An 18,035-nucleotide genomic window follows, 5' to 3' on the forward strand; every position below is an offset into this window, starting at 1 on the left:
GCACGCGAAGGTGCCTTCGGTTCGGACAAAAGTTGCTGATTTAAATACGTTTTCGTCGCCGCGATGATGGCGCAGACGGCGGTCCCGAAATCGATGGAGGCCAGGCGGCAGCGGGCGCGCGAAGCGTGACGCGGCTCGCGGGTCCTTGCCGAAAGGTGTAGAGGCGCTCGCAGGACCTTGTGGCAAGCTGGTTTCCATGAGGCGGACAGCGACGAGGCTTGCGCGTGGATCGAGGGGATGGCTGGCGCTGTCCTGCCTGCTGCTGCCGCTCGCGGCGCAGGCGCTGCCGCCGCCCGAGCGCCTGGAATGGCACGGCCGCACCTATGAGCTGAAAAGCGACCCGCTGGCCCAGCGCTACGCCGGGCGCGAGCGGCCGCGCTTCATGCCGGCGCCGCTGCGCGCGGCGAGCGACGACGAGCGCGGCTACAGCGGTCGCTGGCGCCTGGAGGACGACCGCCTCTACCTGGTGGATATCGATACCTGGCTTTGCCTCGACGCCGCCGTCTATGTCGGCGAATGCCATCGCGCCACGCTGCCGGAGCTGTTCGGCGTGGCGCCCGGCAAGCCGGTGTTCGCCGAGTGGTACAGCGGCGAGCTGGTGCTGCCGGACGCGCTGTCGTCCCGCGCCAGCGAGCCGGCCATCCGCATCACCTTGAAGGCAGGCCGAGTGACACGTATCGAAAGGGTCGACCCGGCGGGCAGGGATCGCTGAGTGTTCTGGCGCACGATCGGCGCAATGGCTGCGCTGGCCCTGCTGTTCTACGTGGCGTCCGCGGCCGTGCTGTACTTCAATCAGCGCGGCATGCTCTACCACCCCGAGTTCAGCTGGCGCGTGGCGCATGCGCCGGATATCGCGCTGGTCAACGCAGGCGTCACCCTGCGCGGCTGGGTGGTGAATCCCGGCAGGCCGCGCGCGCTGCTGTATTTCGGCGGCAACGGCGAGCGCGTCGAGGATGCGCGCGAGTCACTGGCGCAGTGGTTTCCCGGACGCACGATCTACTTGTTGCCCTATCGCGGCTATGCCGCCAGTGAAGGCGAGCCCACCGAGCGTGCCCTGGTCGCCGATGCGCTGGCCTGGTTCGACCGCGTGGCGAAGGATCACCAGTCCGTTGCCGTGCTGGGACGCAGCCTGGGCAGCGGCGTGGCAGTGCAGCTGGCGGCGCGGCGGCCGGTCGAGCGGCTGGCGCTGGTGACGCCGTTCGACAGCCTGGTGCGCGTCGCGCAAGGCTTCTATCCCTGGTTTCCGATCGACTGGATGGCGCGCGACCGCTTCGATTCGTGGCGCTACGCGCCGCAGGTGCATTGCCCGGTGCTGATCGTGCGCGCCGGGCAGGATCAGCTGATGCCGGCCGAAAACACCGCGGCGCTGGCCGCCAGCTTCCCCGCGCCGCCGCTGCAGCAGGTGGTGCCGGAGGCGGGGCATAACGACATCCAGGACTATCTGGAGTATCGCGGCAGTCTCGTGCGCTTTCTTCTTCCCTAGCGTCCGACTCAAGTCAATTTGATTTGAAGAATCAGCTCAACTCAATTTGATTTAAAGAAGCTGCGCTTTGCGGGCCCGAATACTCAATCCAAATGGACCAACCATTCGCGCAGCGCCGCGAGCGCCGGATCGTTCTCCGTGGCCAGCGGATACACCAGCTGGTAATCCAGCCCATCCAGCATCGGCCCGAACGGCTGCACCAGCGTGCCGCGCGCCAGCTCGTCGGCGACCAGGGCCGTGTTGAGCAGCGCCACGCCCTGGCCGGCGATCGCCGCATCGATCGCATGAGTTTCGTCGCTGAAGGTCACGCCGCGAGCGATGTCGAGCGTGCGCAGGCCCGCCGCGCGCCGCCACGCCGTCCAATCCGGCGGTTCGCGAAAGCTCGGCTGCCACTGGAAATGCAGCAACGGATGGCGCGCGAGATCCTTGGGCGTGCGCAGCTTCAACGCCGGGCTGCACATCGGCGCGAAATGCGTATGCAGCAGCGGCTCATTGCGCAGGTCGCGATAAGGGCCCTTGCCGTAGCGGATCGCCGCATCGATCTGCTGCGCGGCGAAATCCACCGGTTGCGTGGACGCATGCAAGCGCAGATCAAGCTCGGGATGACGAGACTGGAACGCAGCCAGCCGCGGCACCAGCAGGCGCGCGACAAAAGCCGGCGTGGCGGAGACCGTCAGAATACGCCGCCGCTTCGGCCGCAACAGCGGCGCTACCGCTGCCGCCATCAGGTCGAAGCTTTCGCGCAGCGCGGGAAACAGCAGGCGGCCTTCTGCGGTCAGCACGACCTTGCGCACCTGCCGCTCGAACAACGCCACGCCGAGCAGGCGCTCCAACAGGCGAATCTGGTGACTCACCGCGGTGGCGGTGACGGACAGCTCCTCCGCGGCGAGCCGGAAGCTCTGATGCCGCGCGGCGGCCTCGAAGGCGCGCAGCGCGCCCAGCGGCGGCAGGCGCCGCGCCACGGATGAATTCATTTCATGCATCGGATGAGAAACCATCGTTTTTCAGCCGTATAAAGGCTCCATAGCATGCGCCTCATTCTCCATTACGTGAATGGAGTTCATGCATGAGGACTTCCATGACCACCTTGCTGCACCTCGACGCCAGCGCCCGCGGCGGCCGTTCCGATCTGCATGCCCATGGCTCGCACACCCGTCGCCTGAGCGCCCGCTTCGCCGCTCGCTGGCGCGCCGCCCGTGCCGGCGACGTCGTGCGCTACCGCGACCTCGGCCAGCGCCCGCCCGCGCCGGTCGACGGCGACTGGATCCATGCCGCCTTCACGCCGGAACCGGCACGCCTGCCCTGGATGCACCAGCGCCTGGCTGAAAGCGATGCATTGATCGATGAACTGATCGGCGCCGACCTGATCGTCGCCGGCGTGCCCATGTACAACTTCGGCGTGCCGAGCGGCTTCAAGGCGTATATCGACAACATCGTGCGCGTGGGCCGCAGCTTCGGCTTCGACCGTGCACGTGCCGGCGAACCGTACTGGCCGTTGCTGGACGAACGGCCGCGCACGCTGGTGCTGCTGGGTTCGCGCGGCGACTACGGCTACGGCCCGGGTGGCCGCATCGAGGCGATGAACCACGTCGAGCCGGCCGTGCGCACGGCCTTCGGCTACATCGGCATCACCGACGTGCGCTGTGTCGCGGTGGAATACGACGAGTTCGGCGGCGAGCGCCTGGCCGCCTCGCTGCATGCAGCGGAGGCGGCCGTCGATGCGCTGGCGGATACGCTGCTGGCCGAACATGCGTTGCGCGCCGGCCAGGCGCCCGTCACGGCTTGAACGCGGGCAACTGCCTGGCCACCGCCAGATTCTTCAGCTGCACATATTTCGGCAAACCGTCCTTGCCATACGGCAGCGGCGCCTCGCCCTGGATCAGCGGGGCGAGGTAGCGCCGCGCGGCGGCGGTGATGCCGAAGCCGTCGCGGGTGAGGAAGGAGGCCGGCATTTTCTTTTCGCGATTGGCGATCTTCGACAGCGGCGCGGATTCGATCTTCCAGCGATACGGCGCATCCGCGCTGCGCACGATCACCGGCATCACCGCGTTCTGGCCGGCCAGTGCGTACTCGACCGCGGCCTTGCCCACGGCGTAGGCCTGGTCGGCGTCGGTCTTGGAGGCGAGATGGCGGGCGGAACGCTGCAGATAATCCGGCAACGCCCAGTGGTACTTGTAGCCGAGCTTGTCCTTCACCAGCGCCGCCAGCACCGGCGCCACGCCGCCCAGCTGCGCATGGCCGAAGGCGTCGCGCCCGCCGGCTTCGGCGAGGAACTGGCCCTCGGCGTTGCGGATGCCTTCCGAAGCCACCACCGTGCACCAGCCCACGCGTTCGACCGTGGCCTTCACCTTGGCCAGGAACGCCGCTTCGTCGAACACGCGCTCGGGGAACAGGATCAAGTGCGGCGGCGCGTCGGCGCTGTCGCCGGCCAGGCCTGCGGCGGCGGCGATCCAGCCGGCGTGGCGGCCCATCACTTCCAGGATGAACACCTTGGTCGAGGTGTCGGCCATCGAGGCCACGTCGAGGCTCGCCTCCAGCACGGAGACGGCGGTGTATTTCGCCACCGAGCCGAAGCCGGGGCAGCAGTCGGTGACGGCCAGGTCGTTGTCCACCGTCTTGGGCACGCCGATGCAGCGGATGTCGTAGCCCATGCCCTTGCCCAGCTGCGAGATCTTCAGCGCGGTGTCGGCCGAGTCGTTGCCGCCGTTGTAGAGGAACCAGCGGATGTCGTGCGCGCGCAGCACCTCGATCAGGCGCTCGTACTCGGCGCGGTTGGCCTCCAGCGACTTGAGCTTGTAGCGGCAGGAACCGAAAGCGCCGCCGGGCGTGTGGCGCAGGGCGGCGATGGCGGCCGCGGTTTCCTTCGAGGTATCGATCAGATCCTCGCGCAGCGCGCCGAGGATCCCGTTGCGCGCGGCATACACCTGCACGCCCTTGGCGCGGGCGGCCTCGATCACGCCGGCGGCGGTGGCATTGATCACCGCGGTGACCCCGCCCGACTGGGCGTAGAGCAGACGGCCGGAGGAGGATCGAGACGAACGCTTCATGGGCTGGCTCCTAGGATGATCGTGCAGTGCGGCAATCGTACGTGGGGTAGAGAATGCTTTTGCAACAGTGACTTGGCGCAAATGGGCGCGCCATCTCGTTTGACGGCACCCCCCACAGACGTTAACGTGACTGTCAATTTTCTTTTTCCGACGGCTGGCGGCAGCGTGCCACAGCAACCCGGAACCCTTGGAGCACTATGCGACTCGTCCTTCTTGGCCCGCCCGGCTCGGGCAAAGGTACCCAGGCTGCGCGCCTCAAGGTTGAACTCGGCGTGCCGCACATTTCCACCGGCGACATGCTGCGCGCGGCCGTGGCGGCCGGCACGCCGACCGGCCTGAAAGCCAAGGCGGTGATGGACGCGGGCAAGCTGGTCTCCGACGACATCCTGCTGGCCATGCTGGAAGAGCGCCTGTCGCAGGACGACGTGAAGAACGGCTTCATCCTCGACGGTTATCCGCGCAACGTGGCCCAGGCCGAAGCGCTCGGCCACCTGCTGGCCAAGATCGGCCAGCCGCTGGACGCCGTGGTCAAGCTGGATGTGCCGGACGAGGTGATCATCGGCCGCGTCGAGATCCGCTTCAAAGCCGAACACCGCAAGGACGACGACCCCGTCGTGGTGCGCGACCGCCTGAAGGTCTACGCCGAGCAGACCGCGCCGGTGGCGGACTTCTTCGCCAAGCGCGGCCAGCTGCAGGTGGTCGACGGCGTGGGCGAGCTCGACGAAGTCACCGCACGCGTCAAGCGTGCGCTCGCGCAGGAATCGGCCGCCGCCAACGGCTGATCCGACACACGGGCCGCCACGAGCGGCCCGTTCTTCATCCGGCTTTCCTCTTCTTCGTGACGGCCCCGCGCCGCGCCACGCGTTCGACAGGTTCTCCATGCGTCTGCACATCCTCGGCATCTGCGGCACCTTCATGGGCGGCGTCGCCGCGCTGGCGCGCGAACTCGGCCTGCCGGTCGAAGGCTCCGACGCCAACGTCTATCCGCCGATGAGCGACCAGCTGCAGGCGCTGGGCATCACCCTGATGCAGGGCTACACCGCCGAGCACCTGCAGGGGCGCGAGAAACCCGATCTGATCGTGGTCGGCAATGCGATGACGCGCGGCAATCCCGCCATCGAATACATGCTCGACCAACAGCTGCGCTACGTCTCCGGCCCGCAGTGGCTGGGCGAGACGCTGCTGGCCGGGCGCGAAGTGCTGGCCGTCGCCGGCACCCACGGCAAGACCACCACCACCAGCCTGCTGGCGCACCTGCTGGAAAGCGCGGGGCTGGCGCCGGGCTTCCTGGTCGGCGGCGTGCCGGGCAATTTCGGCATCTCCGCGCGGCTGGGCGGCGGCAAGCCGTTCGTGATCGAGGCGGACGAATACGACAGCGCGTTCTTCGACAAGCGCTCCAAGTTCGTGCACTACCGCCCGCGCATCGCCATCCTCAATAACCTGGAATACGACCACGCGGACATCTTCCCCGACGTGGCCGCGATCCAGCGCCAGTTCCATCACCTGGTGCGCACCGTGCCGGGCAACGGCCGCCTGATCGTCAACGCGCACGACGAGCGCCTTGTCGAAGTACTGGCGATGGGTTGCTGGACGCCGGTGGAGAGCTTCGGCATCGGGCAGGGCGACTGGCAGGCCGAGCTGATCGAGGCGGACGGCTCGGCCTTCGCCGTGCGCCGCCGCGGCGAACTGATCGGCGAAGTGCGCTGGCCGCTGCTGGGCAACCACAGCGTGATGAACGCACTCGCCGCACTCGCGGCCGCCACGGCGGCCGGCGCCGATCCGCGTGCGCTGCTGCCGGCCTTCGCCACGTTTGAAAGCGTCAAGCGGCGTATGGAAGTGGTGGGCGAGGTGGCGGGTGTGCGCGTGTACGACGACTTCGCCCACCACCCCACCGCGATCGCCACCACCCTGGCCGGCCTGCGCGCCAAGGTCGGCCAGGCGCGCATCCTGGTCGCGCTGGAACCGCGCTCCAATTCGATGCGCCTGGGCGCGCACGCCGACGGGCTGGCGCCGTCGCTGGCCGCTGCGGACAGCGTGGTGTTCCTGCATCGCCCCGAACTGCCGTGGGATGCCAAGCGCGTCACCGACGCCCTGCAGGGCCGCGGCACCGCCGTGCCGACAGTGGACGCGCTGGTGTCGGCGCTGCGCACGCAGGCGCGCGCCGGCGACCACGTGGTGTTCATGTCCAACGGCGGTTTCGAGAACGCGCCGCGCCGCTTCGTCGAGGCCCTGCGCGGCTGATCGATCTACCGATATCAGCCCAGCGGCGCGTCGAACCTCGGCGCCCGCCGCTGATACTCGCGCTGCGCGGCATACCACACGCCGCCGCCGAAACTGATCGTCACCGTGCCCAGTGCCAGCGCGCCCCAGGCCAGGCCGAACGCGCCGAGCATCCAATAGCCGCCCCAGTACGCGCCCATCGCGCCGAAGATCAGCACCAGGTTCACCGCGCCGCGGCCGAAGCTGCCTTCCGGCCCGATCAGGTGCACCGCCAGCGCCACCAGGCTGGCCGAGGTGGCCACGATCGCGGCGGTGATCAGCATGCGCGCCGGCTCCGCCGCATGCGCGAGCACGCTGCCCAGCAAGGTGTAGGCCAGTGCGGTCAGCACGCTGACCGGCACCAGCAGCATCAGCGCGTCGACCATGATCTTCTGGTATTCGCCGCGCGTGGCCGGCGCCAGGGTCAGGTACAGGTCGGCCAGGTTCGGCCGCATGCGCAACATGCCGCGGCCCAGCTGCGGGAAGCGCGCCATGGTGAGCAGGACGGCATAGGCGCCGACCACCGCCGCATCGAAATGCTGGCGATGCATCACCGCCAGGAAATAGATCACCACCATGCCCGCGACCAGCACCAGGCGCAGGGCCAGCGCCTGCGGATTGTCGTGCGGCAACAGCAGGCGCCGCACCAGCGCGAGCCGGCCAGCGGCGCTGGGACGGCGGCGATACGCCTGCAGGCTGCGTTCCAGCGCGTACTGCGCGGCGCGGTCGAACAATTCGCCGAGCCAGCGATTCCAGGCACCGCGCCGCGCCTGCGCGTCGTCCAGCGCCGACTGGCTGTTGCGGCCGATGCTGGCGTTCTCCAGCGGCGAGGTCGGCGTGTCGGCGTCCTGGATGCGCAGCAGCGGCGCCAGCGCGTAGCGGATCAGCAGGGCGGCGCACAGCATCAGCAAGGGCGCGGTCCACGGCGAGGCCAACGCCACCGTCACCACCTGCGAAGCGAGCCGCGGCATCCAGCCGGCCGCGATGAACACCGCCCAGATCGCCAGGCTCACGCGGCGCCCGCATCCCAGCGCCAGGCCGAGCGCGGCGACCACGACCAGGCCGGCGACGATCAGGGCGCCATGCGGCGGCCCGGCCAGCACCAGCAACACCCCCGGCAGCAGCACCCATTGCGCGACATCGGCCACGCCCAGCCAGGCCAGCCGCGCGCGGAAGCCGGGGAGCAGGAAGCTCTCCGGCCGGCACACGCCGCGCAGCACCTGGCCCAGGCCGATATGCCAGAACCACGAGGCGAAGGCGACGAAGCCCATGCCGACATAGGCCACCCGCGCGTCCAGCATCGCGATCAGGGCCAGCACCAGTCCGGTCAGACACATCAGCATGGCCAGCACCGCCAGCACCGGCAGGCGCGTCCACAGTTGCAGCCACAGTTGCCAGACCGCCCTCATGCCAGTTCCACGAACAGGTCTTCGAGCGTGGGTGTCTCGACGCGCAGCTCGGCGCCGGCCTGCTCGGCCAGTGCGCGCAGCACGGCCGGATCGGCGTCCTCCAGCAGCATCTGCAATTCGCTGCCGGCGACCGTCGCCTTCAGCGCCCCGGCCATCGCCGGCGCCTCGGCCCAGCCCTCGGCGCGCGTCAACACGGCGCGCACGAAGCGCTCGCGCAGTTCCGCCAGCGGGCGCATGAACTGGATGCGCCCGTCGCGCAGCAGCGCGATGTCGGCGCCCGCCCGCTCCAGGTCGGCGGTGATATGCGTGGAGAAGATCACCGTCTTGCCGGGATGGCGCATCAGCTCCAGCAGCTCCGTCATGAACGCGCGCCGCGCCTGCGGGTCGAGGCTGGCGACGGGCTCGTCCAGCACCAGCAGGTCCGGCTGCGGCGCGATCGCGCGCACGATCGCCAGTTTCTGCCGCTGGCCTTGCGAGAGCTGGCCGATCTTCTGCTTCGGATCCAGCTCCCAGCCCTGCAGCAGGCGGGCGGCGAGCGCGTGGTCCCAGCGCGCGTAGAACGCGGCGGTGAAATCCAGGTACGCGCGCACCTTCATCCACGGAAACAGGTCGAAGGTCTGCGGCACGAAGCCGATACGATGCATGCGCTCGCCGCCCGGCTCGGTCATCGGCGCGCCGAGCAGCTGCACCTGGCCGCCGTCGATCGGCGACAGCCCGAGCAGGCAGCGCAGCAGCGTGGTCTTGCCGGCGCCGTTGCGGCCGAGCAGGCCGATCACGCGTCCGGCCGGCACGCTCCAGTCCACGCCGCGCAGCACCTCGCGCTTGTCGAAGGATTTGACCAGGCCTTGCACATGCAGCACCGGCGCGGCGGGCAGGGCGATGGGGTCGACCAGCGTGAGCGGCAGTTCGGCGGCGGACATACCAGTTAAGACTCCTCGTAGGTCGGAACACTGTGCGGTGGACGGGCTGCCGCCGTCCAGTGATCGCCATGGCTAAACTGCCGCCCCATGACCGTGACGCCGCTTCCCGACGAACTGCCGCTGTTCCCGCTCTCGACCGTGCTCTACCCCGGCGGGCACCTGCAGCTGCGCGTGTTCGAGCGGCGCTATCTGGACATGGTGCGCGACTGCTCGCGCCGCGGCAGCGGCTTCGGCGTATGCCTGATCCTGAAGGGCCTGGAGGTGGGCGAGCCGGCGGTGCCCGCCGCGGTGGGCACCATGGCGCGCATCACCGACTTCAGCCATGGCGACGATGGCCTGCTCGGCATCGTCGCGCAGGGCGAGCAGCGCTTCCGCGTGACGCGCACGCGCGTGCGCTCCGACGGCCTGGTCACCGGCCAGGTCGAGCACTGGCCGGTGGAACGCCAGGCGACGGTGCCGGTCGAATTCGCCCTGCTGCAGACCATCCTGGGCCGCCTGCTCGAACACATGGCGCCACAGTGGCGCCATGCCACCGCGGCCGACTACGACGACGCGAGCTGGCTGGGTTTCCGCCTCGCCGAATTGCTGCCGCTGGAGCTGGAAGAGCATCAACGCATGCTCGAATTGACCGATCCGGTGCGGCGGCTGGCCGAGCTGCAGCACATGCTTCCCCGCTTCCAGAAAGCCTGAGCGTTTGAAACATGCCCGATCCTCCACGCGCTTTGCGCGTGTGACGGCGGCTCCTACACTTGCGGGTCTTCGTGTTTTCCATCGGGAAGGAACGCCATGGCCAGCCTGCAAGGCAAGACCCTGTTCATCACCGGCGCCTCGCGCGGCATCGGCCTGGCCATCGCGCTGCGTGCCGCGCGCGACGGCGCCAATGTCGCCATCGCGGCCAAGAGCAGCGTGCCGAATCCCAAATTGCCCGGCACCATCCACACCGCCGCGGCGCAGGTCGACGAAGCCGGCGGCAAGGGCCTGGCGCTCAAGTGCGACATCCGCGAAGAGGACGACGTGAAGGCGGCGGTCGCCGCCACCGTCGAGGCCTTCGGCGGCATCGACATCCTGGTCAACAACGCCAGCGCGATCTGGCTGGCCGGCGCGCTGGATACCCCGATGAAGCGCTTCGACCTGATGCAGCAGGTCAATGCGCGCGGCTCCTTCCTGTGCGCGCAGGCCTGCCTGCCGCACCTGCTCAAATCCGCCAACCCGCACATCCTTACGCTGGCGCCGCCGCCGTCGCTGGATCCGAAGTGGTGGGCGCCGCATACGGGCTACACGCTGGCCAAGATGGGCATGAGCTTCGTCACGCTGGGCCTGGCCGGCGAATTCGGCCCGCAGGGCGTGGCGGTGAATGCGCTGTGGCCGCGCACCATCGTGGCCACCGATGCGCTGAACATGATTCCCGGCGTGGACGTGCCACGCTGCCGCAAGCCGGAGATCGTCGCCGACGCCGCGCACGCGGTGCTGGTGCGGCCGGCGGCGGGTTTCCATGGGCGCTTCCTGATCGACGAAGAGGTGCTGCGCGAAGCGGGCGTCAGCGACTTCGCGCCTTACGCCGTCGATCCGTCGAAGTCGCTGTTGCCTGATTTATTCCTGGATTGAGCTGTTTCTGGATTGAAGAGGACTAACCCATGAAGTACCTGCACAGCATGGTCCGCGTGCGCGACGTCGACGCCAGCCTGCGCTTTTTCTGCGACGGGCTCGGCCTGCAGGAAACGCGCCGGATGGAGAGCGCCGCCGGCAAGTTCACCCTGATCTACCTGGCCGCGCCCGCTTCGCCGGAAGCGGAAGTCGAGCTGACCTACAACTGGGACTCTGACGAGGACTATGGCAGCGCGCGCAATTTCGGCCACCTCGCCTTCGAGGTCGACGACATCTACCGCACCTGCCGGCACCTGCAGGACCTGGGCTACACCATCAACCGCCCGCCACGCGACGGCCACATGGCGTTCGTGCGCTCGCCGGACCTGATCTCGATCGAGCTGCTGCAGCGCGACGGCCGCCTGCCGCCGCAGGAGCCGTGGGCATCGATGCCCAATACCGGCGTCTGGTAAGCACATTTCGCGCAAGCGGGCCGCGCGCCCGCTCCCCCATCTGGCTGACCCCGTGCCGTCCGTTTGGACGGTGCCCATGGCCTGCACAAACGTATAACGTGTGATGCATATCACACTTCTGTAGCAGCCCCGGGGGAAGGGTCCTGCGGAACGTGACCGCAGGCGCGGCTGGGAGACCGCGTCACGTCCGAGAACGGCGACGGGGGATAGGCCCATGGCTGTGAGCAAGGCAGAGGCCAAGCGTTGCGTCGTGTGGTTCGGCCAACCCAGCGCCACCGAGCGGATGCGCCTGAATCGGGCCGGCTGGTACGTGCGCGTCGCCGACGCGGCCGCGGTCGGTGGCATCGGCACGCGCGGCGGCAATAGCGTGGTGGCAGTGGCGGATCTGCGCGACGCCGATGCCGCCGGCATGACCGCGATGGCGCTGGTGATGGACGCGCACCCGGGCCTGCCGTGGCTGGCCCTGATGCCGGCGGAGATGCCGGTAGGCGAACCGGCGCTGGGCGGGGTCATCGATACCTGCGTCGACGTGTTCACCGCGCCGGTCGATGTCGACCGGCTGCTCGATTCCCTGGGTTACCTCGGTGGCGACATCGTGGCCGTCGAGCCGGACGACTTGGGCATAACCGGCCACAGCAAGGCCACGCGGGCGGTGATCGCCAGCGTGCGCAAGTACGCGCCGGTGGACCTGCCGGTGCTGATCACCGGCGAGACCGGCACCGGCAAGGAAGTGGCGGCGCGCGCGCTGCACAGCCTGTCGCGCCGCGCGGGCCGCCCGTTCGCGGCGATCAACTGCGGCGCGCTGCCGCCGAACCTGGTGCAGTCCGAGCTGTTCGGCCACGAGCGCGGCGCCTTCACCGGCGCCAATGCGCGGCGGCTGGGCCATTTCGAGACCGCCGCGGGCGGCACCGTCTTCCTCGACGAAGTCGGCGACCTGCCGGCGGATGCGCAGACCAGCCTGCTGCGCTTTCTGCAGGAAGGCACGCTGGAGCGCGTGGGCAGCAGCCAGTCGATCACGCTCGATGTGCGCGTGCTGGCGGCGACCCATGTCGACCTGGAGCGGGCGGTGGAGCAGGGGCGTTTTCGCGAGGACCTTTACTACCGCCTCAACGTGCTGCGCCTCCACATGCCCGCGCTGCGCGAGCGCGAGGACGACGTGGTGCTGCTGGCCCAGCATTTCCTCGATGCGTTCCGCGAACACCATGGCAGCCACGCGCGCACCTTCAGCAGCGCGGCGCGCCAGGCCATGCGCCACTTCGGCTGGCCGGGCAACGTGCGCGAGCTGCTCAACCGCGTGCAACGCGCGGCGGTGGTGGCCGAGGATGCGCTGATCACGCCCGAAGACCTGGATCTGTCCCACATCTCGCAGATGCCCTCGGGCCGCGCGACCCTGGGCAGCGCTCGCGTGGCGGCAGAACGCGAGGCGGTGATCAGCTGCCTGCGCGAATGCCATTTCAATGTCAGCGAATGCGCGCGGCGGCTGAAGGTCTCGCGCGTCACCATCTATCGCCTGTGCAAGAAGCATGGGCTCGCGCTGGAACAATTGCGCTGACTGATGAGCCCCTCTCCCGCCGGCGACCCGAAGGTAGTCCCCGTGGGAGAGAGGGGTGGGGGTGAGGGTACGCTCGGAGCGCAAGGGTGATGTGCACCGCTCCGCCCGAACCCTCATCCGCCTGCCGGCACCTTCTCCCAAGGGGAGAAGGATTCCATTGCGGAAACTGAGGGAGATAAAAAGAGACGGAGGGCCCCCGACCTACAGGGGTCAGCCGGGGGCCTCCGTTGGTGCCCGGCCACAGGGATCGCCGGGTTACCGCCCGCGTCGCCATCGAGAGGGATGGCTTTGAACTGGGTCGATGATTCATAGGGCAAGTGGCGTGCCAGCCTTCAGGCATGCCTGTCGCCCAGGAAATTCAAGGGTTTGCGAAAACGCTCAGGGCGTGGGTGTAACGCCGATGTATCGCTTGTCGCGCGGCGTCCCGCCGCGGAATGGCGTGCGGCAAGGCGCCATGTCCCGGCCCGGGGGTGTATCGCCGGCGTGTCGCTGTAACGCCGCCGCGAACAACGCCGGCGCACGGCGCGTGGAAATGCGGGGGCGCTGGTTCTACGATGCGGAACGCCCTGCCGCCAGGCGGGCGTATCCCCACTCGCCATTCGATGGCCTTGCCCCGCGGCAACGCCAGGAGCCCCTCATGCACGCGCAGGATTCATCGTCGTCCCTGATCGATCTCGGCAAGCGCTACTGGCTGCCGGTGTACCGACCCCGCGAGGTCGTACTGGATCACGGCAAGGGCGCGCGCGTGTGGGATACCGAAGGCCGTGACTATGTGGACCTCGGCGCCGGCATCGCGGTGAACGCGCTCGGCCACCAGGATCCCGACCTGGTCGACGCGCTGGTGACCCAGGCCCGCAAGCTCTGGCACAGCAGCAACGTGTTCTACACCGAGCCGCCGCTGCACCTGGCCGAGGAGCTGGTGCAGGCCTCCGGCTTCGCCGAGCGCGTGTTCCTGTGCAATTCCGGCACCGAGGCGAACGAGGCGGCGATCAAGCTGGTGCGCAAGTGGGCCGCCTCCAAGGGGCGCGCGCCGGAGCAGCGGGTGATCCTGACCTTCCGCGGCTCTTTCCATGGCCGCACCCTGGCCGCGGTGACCGCCACCGCGCAGCCGAAGTACCAGGAAAACTACGAGCCGCTGCCGGGCGGCTTCCGCTATCTCGATTTCAACGACGTCGCCGGCCTGGAAGCGGCCTTTGCCCAGGGCGACGTGGCCGCGGTGATGCTTGAGCCGGTGCAGGGCGAAGGTGGCGTGCTGCCCGCCTCGCCCGCCTTCATCCGCCGCGCGCGCGAGCTGTGCGACACGCACGAGGCGCTGCTGGTGCTGGACGAGATCCAGTGCGGCATGGGTCGCACCGGCACCTTGTTCGCTCACGCGCAGGACGGGGTGACGCCGGACATCGTGACCCTGGCCAAGGCGCTGGGCTGCGGTTTCCCGATCGGCGCGATGCTGGCCGGCCCGAAGGTGGCCGAGGTGATGCAGTACGGCGCGCACGGCACCACCTTCGGCGGCAATCCGATGGCCGCGGCGGTGGCGCGCGTGGCGCTGCGCAAGCTGGCCTCGGCCGAGCTGATGGCCAATGTGGCGAAGCAGGCGCAGGCGCTGCGCGACGGCCTGGCGGCAATCGATGGCGAGCTGAAGCTGTTCGCCGAGGTGCGCGGCCGCGGCCTGATGCTCGGTGCGGTGCTGGCGGAGGCGTACAAGGGCCGCGCCGGCGAGGTGCTCGATCACGCTGCCGCGCACGGCCTGCTGGTGCTGCAGGCCGGCCCGGACGTGCTGCGCTTCGTGCCGCCGCTGAACATCACCGATGCGGACCTGGCCGAAGGCTTGGCGCGCCTGCGCGCGGCGCTGGCCGACTTCGTCGGCAAGCGTTGATCTATTGACCGGCGCCACGCTCGAGCGTGGCGCCGGCTTTGTTTCAGCCGCGGGATGCGCGCAAGGTCTGGCGCGCGGCTTCCAGCGTCGCGGCGAGATCCTCGTCGCTGTGCGCGCTGGACAGGAAGCCGGCCTCGAACGCCGATGGCGCCAGGTACACGCCGCGCTCCAGCATGCCGTGGAAGAAGCGGTTGAACGCGGCGGTGTCGGCCGCGGTGGCGTGGGCGTAGCTCTCGACCTTCTCCTGGGTGAAGAACAGGCCGAACATCGCGCCGACGCGGTTGGTGCTGAAGGGCACGCCTTCGCCGTCGGCCACCGCCTGCAGACCGTCCGCCAGCAGGCGCGTGCGCGCGGCCAGGCGGTCGTAGAAGCCGGCTTCCTGGATCAGTTCCAGCATGGCCAGGCCCGCCGCCATCGCCACCGGATTGCCGCTGAGCGTGCCGGCCTGGTAGATCGGGCCGGCCGGGGCGATCTGTTCCATCAGCTCGCGGCGGCCGCCGTAGGCGCCCACCGGCATGCCGCCGCCGATGATCTTGCCGAAGGTGCTCAGGTCCGGCGTGATGCCGTAGTGCGCCTGCGCGCCGCCGAGCGCCACGCGGAAGCCGGTCATCACCTCGTCGAAGATAAGCAGCGCGCCGTGGCGCGTGCACAGCGCGCGCAGGCCCTGCAGGTAGCCGTCCTTCGGGGGAATGCAATTCATGTTGCCGGCGACCGGCTCGATGATCAGGCCGGCGATGTCCGCGCCGTGCTCGGCGAACAGCGCCTCGGCCGCGGCCAGGTCGTTGTAGGCAAGGGTGAGCGTGAGATCCGCCGCCGCCTTCGGCACGCCGGGCGAGGTCGGCACGCCGAAGGTGAGCGCGCCGGAGCCGGCCTTCACCAGGAAGCTGTCGCCGTGGCCGTGGTAGCAACCTTCGAACTTCACGATCTTGCTGCGGCCGGTGGCGCCGCGGGCGAGACGGATCGCCGACATGGTCGCCTCGGTGCCGGAATTGACCATGCGCACCATGTCCACCGACGGCACCAGGCGCGTGATGGTCTCGGCCATGGTGATCTCGGCCGGGCAGGGCGTGCCGAAGGACAGACCGTCCTTAACCGCGCGCTCGACCGCCTCGCGCACCCTGGGATGGTTGTGCCCGACGATCATCGGCCCCCACGAGCCCACGTAGTCGATGTAGCGCTTGCCTTCTACGTCCCACAGGTAGGCGCCGTCGGCGCGCGCGGTGAAGAACGGCTCGCCGCCGACCGACTTGAAGGCGCGCACGGGCGAATTCACGCCGCCCGGCATCAGTTGCTTGGCGCGCTGGAAGAGTTCGTGGTTGGTCATCGCGGGATTCCGGAAGAGGTGTACAGATCGGTAAAGGTTTGCGCGGCGGCGCGCACGTCGGCGGCGCCGAACAGGGCGGAAATCACCGCCAGGTAGTCGGCGCCGGCGCCGACCAGGGAGGCGGCATTGTCCGGCGTGATGCCGCCGATCGCCACACGAGGCACGCCCAGCGCGGCGCTCTGCCGCAGCAGCTCGGGCGCGGCGCGCCGGGCCAGCGGCTTGGTGGGCGAGGGGAAGAAGGCGCCGAAGGCGACGTAGTCGGCACCGGCCGCGGCCAGTTCGCGGGCGCGCTCGAGCGAGTCGTAGCAGGACACGCCGATGATCGCCTGCTCACCCAGCGCCGTGCGGGCCGCGGACAGGGCAAGGTCCTGCTCGCCCAGATGCACCCCGTCGGCGCCGATGGCGGCGGCCAGCTCGAGGTCGTCGTTGACGATCAGCGGCACGCCACGCCCGGCGCACAGCTGGCGGAGCGCGGCGGCTTCGGCGTGGCGGCGGGCGTGGTCGGAGGTCTTGTCGCGGTACTGGACCAGGCGGGCGCCGCCTTCCAGGGCGCGGGCCACGGCCTCCAGCAGGTCGTCGCGGGGGCCGTCGGTGATGGCGTAAAGGCCGGGATATCGAAGCTTCGGATGCATGGGGATCGTGGTGGATTGCCGCCGTACGCTTCCGCACGGCCGGCCGAGTTGCGAGAATGCGGCTCTTGTTCCCTTTTCAAGCAGCGCAATAACGATGAGTCAGGGCTCTCCCGATAAGAAATGGATGTGCGTGGTCTGCGGCTTTATCTATGACGAGGCCGAGGGCGTGCCCGACGAAGGCATCGAGCCCGGCACGCGCTGGGAAGACGTGCCCGATACCTGGACCTGTCCGGACTGCGGCGCGACCAAGGCCGATTTCGAGATGGTCGAGGTCGACTGAGGTTTCTTCCGCGCTTGCCTGCACGCGGCCCGAATTTGCCATTGCATTGACCGGGCCGCGTGTTCTGATGCTCCCGTGCCCCTCGCAGAGGGGCACATCAGTAGTAGGGAGCCTCACATGCAACAGTTCGTGCCGTTCGAAGACGATTGGGATGCCCTGGAAAAGCTGCATCCCGCTTCGCTGATTCCCTTCCGCATCGGCGTGCCCTGCGCACACGACCTGGCCGCAACGGCCGATCACTGCACCTTGCCGGTCATCCCTTCCACGACGAGCTCATCGCCGACGGCAGCGCCGAGGCGGCTCACCGTGCCTGCGGGCAGCTCGAGCACGTAGCGCGCCGGGGCATTGCTCGGATAGGTCGCGCACGGATCCATCTTGCACGGCGGCACATCCAACTGCATCGAGACCAGCTTGCGGTCGGCATCGAAGTAGAGGATGTCGAGCGGGATGAGCGTGTTCTTCATCCAGAACCAGCGCTCTTCCGTATCCGGAAACACGAACAGCATGCTGTGATCGGCGGCGAGTTGCGTGCGCATCATCAGGCCGCGCGCGCGCTCCGCATCCGTAAGCGCCAGTTCGGTGGAGAAACGCTTGCCATGCAGCGTGATGCTGGGCTGTGACAGCGGCGCCGCGGTGGCGCTTGCGGCGAGAGCGAACAACAGGGGCGCTACTAGCAGGCTTTTCATCGCTACCTCGAGTCCTTCTTATAGGTGGGTGGATGCGCGCGAGTGTAGCGGGGCATCGATTGTCATCTGGCGGAAAAAATTTCCGCGCAACCCCTTCACAGATTCGCGCACGGACGATATGATTCTCGCCCCTTCGACGAAACGCCTTCGACGACGGGTTCCACGGCAACACAGCACGATGAAAATTCTTCGCTGCAGGTGTTGACGGACCGGAAAGACGATGTAGAATGGGCGGCTCACCCGGGACGAAACGTCTCGGGGCGATTCGAAGAACGGATCGCAAGTGATTGATCTTTGACAGTGTGCGCAGGTGACTTGTGTGGGCGTCTTGCGTTGGATGGACAATCTGTCCAAACAAATGCAAGCGTCTAACCTAAGAGTCAATTCAAAAGCTTGACGTTTTATGGTTAGGACAACGCTTCAGAAAGATAGAGCATCCTCGGATGTTCGAAAACTTAAGTGAAGAGTTTGATCCTGGCTCAGATTGAACGCTGGCGGCATGCCTAACACATG

The 18,035-nt window shown here is 68.5% G+C and carries 18 protein-coding genes; 11 read left to right on the forward strand and 7 right to left on the reverse strand.

What is annotated here, in order from left to right:
• Positions 1–196: 196 nt before the first annotated feature.
• Positions 197–712: a hypothetical protein gene (locus BM172_RS21030; protein WP_026634892.1), complete on the forward strand. Its 516-nt coding sequence runs from the start codon at positions 197–199 to the stop codon at positions 710–712.
• Entirely contained in the window at positions 713–1,483 is a 771-nt protein-coding gene (locus BM172_RS21035; protein ID WP_026634891.1) for an alpha/beta hydrolase, read from the forward strand.
• A gap of 83 nt (positions 1,484–1,566) precedes the next feature.
• Here the strand turns inward: BM172_RS21035 and gcvA are convergent, their stop codons facing one another.
• Positions 1,567–2,457, reverse strand: coding sequence for a transcriptional regulator GcvA (gene gcvA, locus BM172_RS21040; protein ID WP_197022860.1), 891 nt, complete (start codon positions 2,455–2,457; stop codon positions 1,567–1,569).
• A gap of 92 nt (positions 2,458–2,549) precedes the next feature.
• Between gcvA and BM172_RS21045 the strand changes: the two genes are divergently transcribed.
• The gene (locus BM172_RS21045; RefSeq protein ID WP_231504184.1) at positions 2,550–3,269 is read left to right on the forward strand and encodes an FMN-dependent NADH-azoreductase; all 720 of its coding nucleotides are present in this window, start codon (positions 2,550–2,552) and stop codon (positions 3,267–3,269) included.
• Here BM172_RS21045 and BM172_RS21050 read toward each other — a convergent pair.
• Complete coding sequence (locus BM172_RS21050) at positions 3,259–4,530, reverse strand: 6-phosphofructokinase (RefSeq protein ID WP_026634889.1); 1,272 nt, start codon at positions 4,528–4,530, stop codon at positions 3,259–3,261. The two genes, BM172_RS21045 and BM172_RS21050, sit on opposite strands and share 11 nt — an antisense overlap.
• A gap of 197 nt (positions 4,531–4,727) precedes the next feature.
• Here BM172_RS21050 and BM172_RS21055 point away from each other — a divergent pair, with 197 nt between their 5' ends.
• Both BM172_RS21055 and mpl read left to right on the forward strand, forming a co-directional pair.
• Positions 4,728–5,312 carry an adenylate kinase gene (locus BM172_RS21055; RefSeq protein ID WP_026634888.1) on the forward strand — a complete coding sequence of 195 codons (585 nt, stop codon included), beginning with the start codon at positions 4,728–4,730 and terminating at the stop codon, positions 5,310–5,312.
• A 97-nt stretch (positions 5,313–5,409) separates the two neighbouring features.
• Positions 5,410–6,771 carry a UDP-N-acetylmuramate:L-alanyl-gamma-D-glutamyl-meso-diaminopimelate ligase gene (gene mpl, locus BM172_RS21060; RefSeq protein ID WP_026634887.1) on the forward strand — a complete coding sequence of 454 codons (1,362 nt, stop codon included), beginning with the start codon at positions 5,410–5,412 and terminating at the stop codon, positions 6,769–6,771.
• A 14-nt stretch (positions 6,772–6,785) separates the two neighbouring features.
• Here the strand turns inward: mpl and BM172_RS21065 are convergent, their stop codons facing one another.
• Together BM172_RS21065 and BM172_RS21070 are read right to left on the reverse strand one after the other, a co-directional pair.
• Positions 6,786–8,198, reverse strand: a complete 1,413-nt coding sequence (locus BM172_RS21065) for a hypothetical protein (protein ID WP_026634886.1) — start codon at positions 8,196–8,198, stop codon at positions 6,786–6,788.
• Positions 8,195–9,118 carry an ABC transporter ATP-binding protein gene (locus BM172_RS21070; protein ID WP_051548579.1) on the reverse strand — a complete coding sequence of 308 codons (924 nt, stop codon included), beginning with the start codon at positions 9,116–9,118 and terminating at the stop codon, positions 8,195–8,197. The genes BM172_RS21065 and BM172_RS21070 overlap by 4 nt, the downstream gene beginning before the upstream one ends.
• An 87-nt stretch (positions 9,119–9,205) precedes the next feature.
• On the opposite strand from BM172_RS21070, the gene BM172_RS21075 reads away from it, so the two are divergent.
• The 5 genes from BM172_RS21075 to BM172_RS21095 all read left to right on the forward strand — a co-directional run bounded on the left by BM172_RS21075 (position 9,206) and on the right by BM172_RS21095 (position 14,600).
• Positions 9,206–9,808, forward strand: coding sequence for an LON peptidase substrate-binding domain-containing protein (locus tag BM172_RS21075; protein WP_026634884.1), 603 nt, complete (start codon positions 9,206–9,208; stop codon positions 9,806–9,808).
• Between the two features lie 96 nt (positions 9,809–9,904).
• Complete coding sequence (locus BM172_RS21080; protein WP_026634883.1) at positions 9,905–10,723, forward strand: SDR family oxidoreductase; 819 nt, start codon at positions 9,905–9,907, stop codon at positions 10,721–10,723.
• Between the two features lie 29 nt (positions 10,724–10,752).
• On the forward strand, positions 10,753–11,175 hold the full coding sequence (locus tag BM172_RS21085) for a VOC family protein (RefSeq protein WP_026634882.1): 423 nt from the start codon (positions 10,753–10,755) through the stop codon (positions 11,173–11,175).
• A gap of 214 nt (positions 11,176–11,389) precedes the next feature.
• Positions 11,390–12,727, forward strand: a complete 1,338-nt coding sequence (locus tag BM172_RS21090) for a sigma-54 dependent transcriptional regulator (RefSeq protein ID WP_026634881.1) — start codon at positions 11,390–11,392, stop codon at positions 12,725–12,727.
• A 637-nt stretch (positions 12,728–13,364) separates the two neighbouring features.
• Complete coding sequence (locus BM172_RS21095) at positions 13,365–14,600, forward strand: acetylornithine transaminase (protein ID WP_026634880.1); 1,236 nt, start codon at positions 13,365–13,367, stop codon at positions 14,598–14,600.
• Positions 14,601–14,643: 43 nt separating this feature from the next.
• Here the strand turns inward: BM172_RS21095 and hemL are convergent, their stop codons facing one another.
• Both hemL and thiE read right to left on the reverse strand, forming a co-directional pair.
• Positions 14,644–15,924 carry a glutamate-1-semialdehyde 2,1-aminomutase gene (hemL, locus tag BM172_RS21100; RefSeq protein ID WP_026634879.1) on the reverse strand — a complete coding sequence of 427 codons (1,281 nt, stop codon included), beginning with the start codon at positions 15,922–15,924 and terminating at the stop codon, positions 14,644–14,646.
• Positions 15,921–16,556 carry a thiamine phosphate synthase gene (gene thiE, locus BM172_RS21105; protein ID WP_026634878.1) on the reverse strand — a complete coding sequence of 212 codons (636 nt, stop codon included), beginning with the start codon at positions 16,554–16,556 and terminating at the stop codon, positions 15,921–15,923. The genes hemL and thiE overlap by 4 nt, the downstream gene beginning before the upstream one ends.
• 94 nt (positions 16,557–16,650) lie before the next feature.
• Between thiE and BM172_RS21110 the strand changes: the two genes are divergently transcribed.
• On the forward strand, positions 16,651–16,836 hold the full coding sequence (locus tag BM172_RS21110; RefSeq protein ID WP_026634877.1) for a rubredoxin: 186 nt from the start codon (positions 16,651–16,653) through the stop codon (positions 16,834–16,836).
• Between the two features lie 236 nt (positions 16,837–17,072).
• Here the strand turns inward: BM172_RS21110 and BM172_RS21115 are convergent, their stop codons facing one another.
• Positions 17,073–17,522: a DUF192 domain-containing protein gene (locus tag BM172_RS21115; RefSeq protein WP_035323171.1), complete on the reverse strand. Its 450-nt coding sequence runs from the start codon at positions 17,520–17,522 to the stop codon at positions 17,073–17,075.
• Positions 17,523–18,035 lie beyond the last annotated feature (513 nt).

The sequence above is a fragment of the Dyella marensis genome (genome assembly GCF_900112865.1).
GTDB lineage: Bacteria > Pseudomonadota > Gammaproteobacteria > Xanthomonadales > Rhodanobacteraceae > Dyella_D > Dyella_D marensis_A.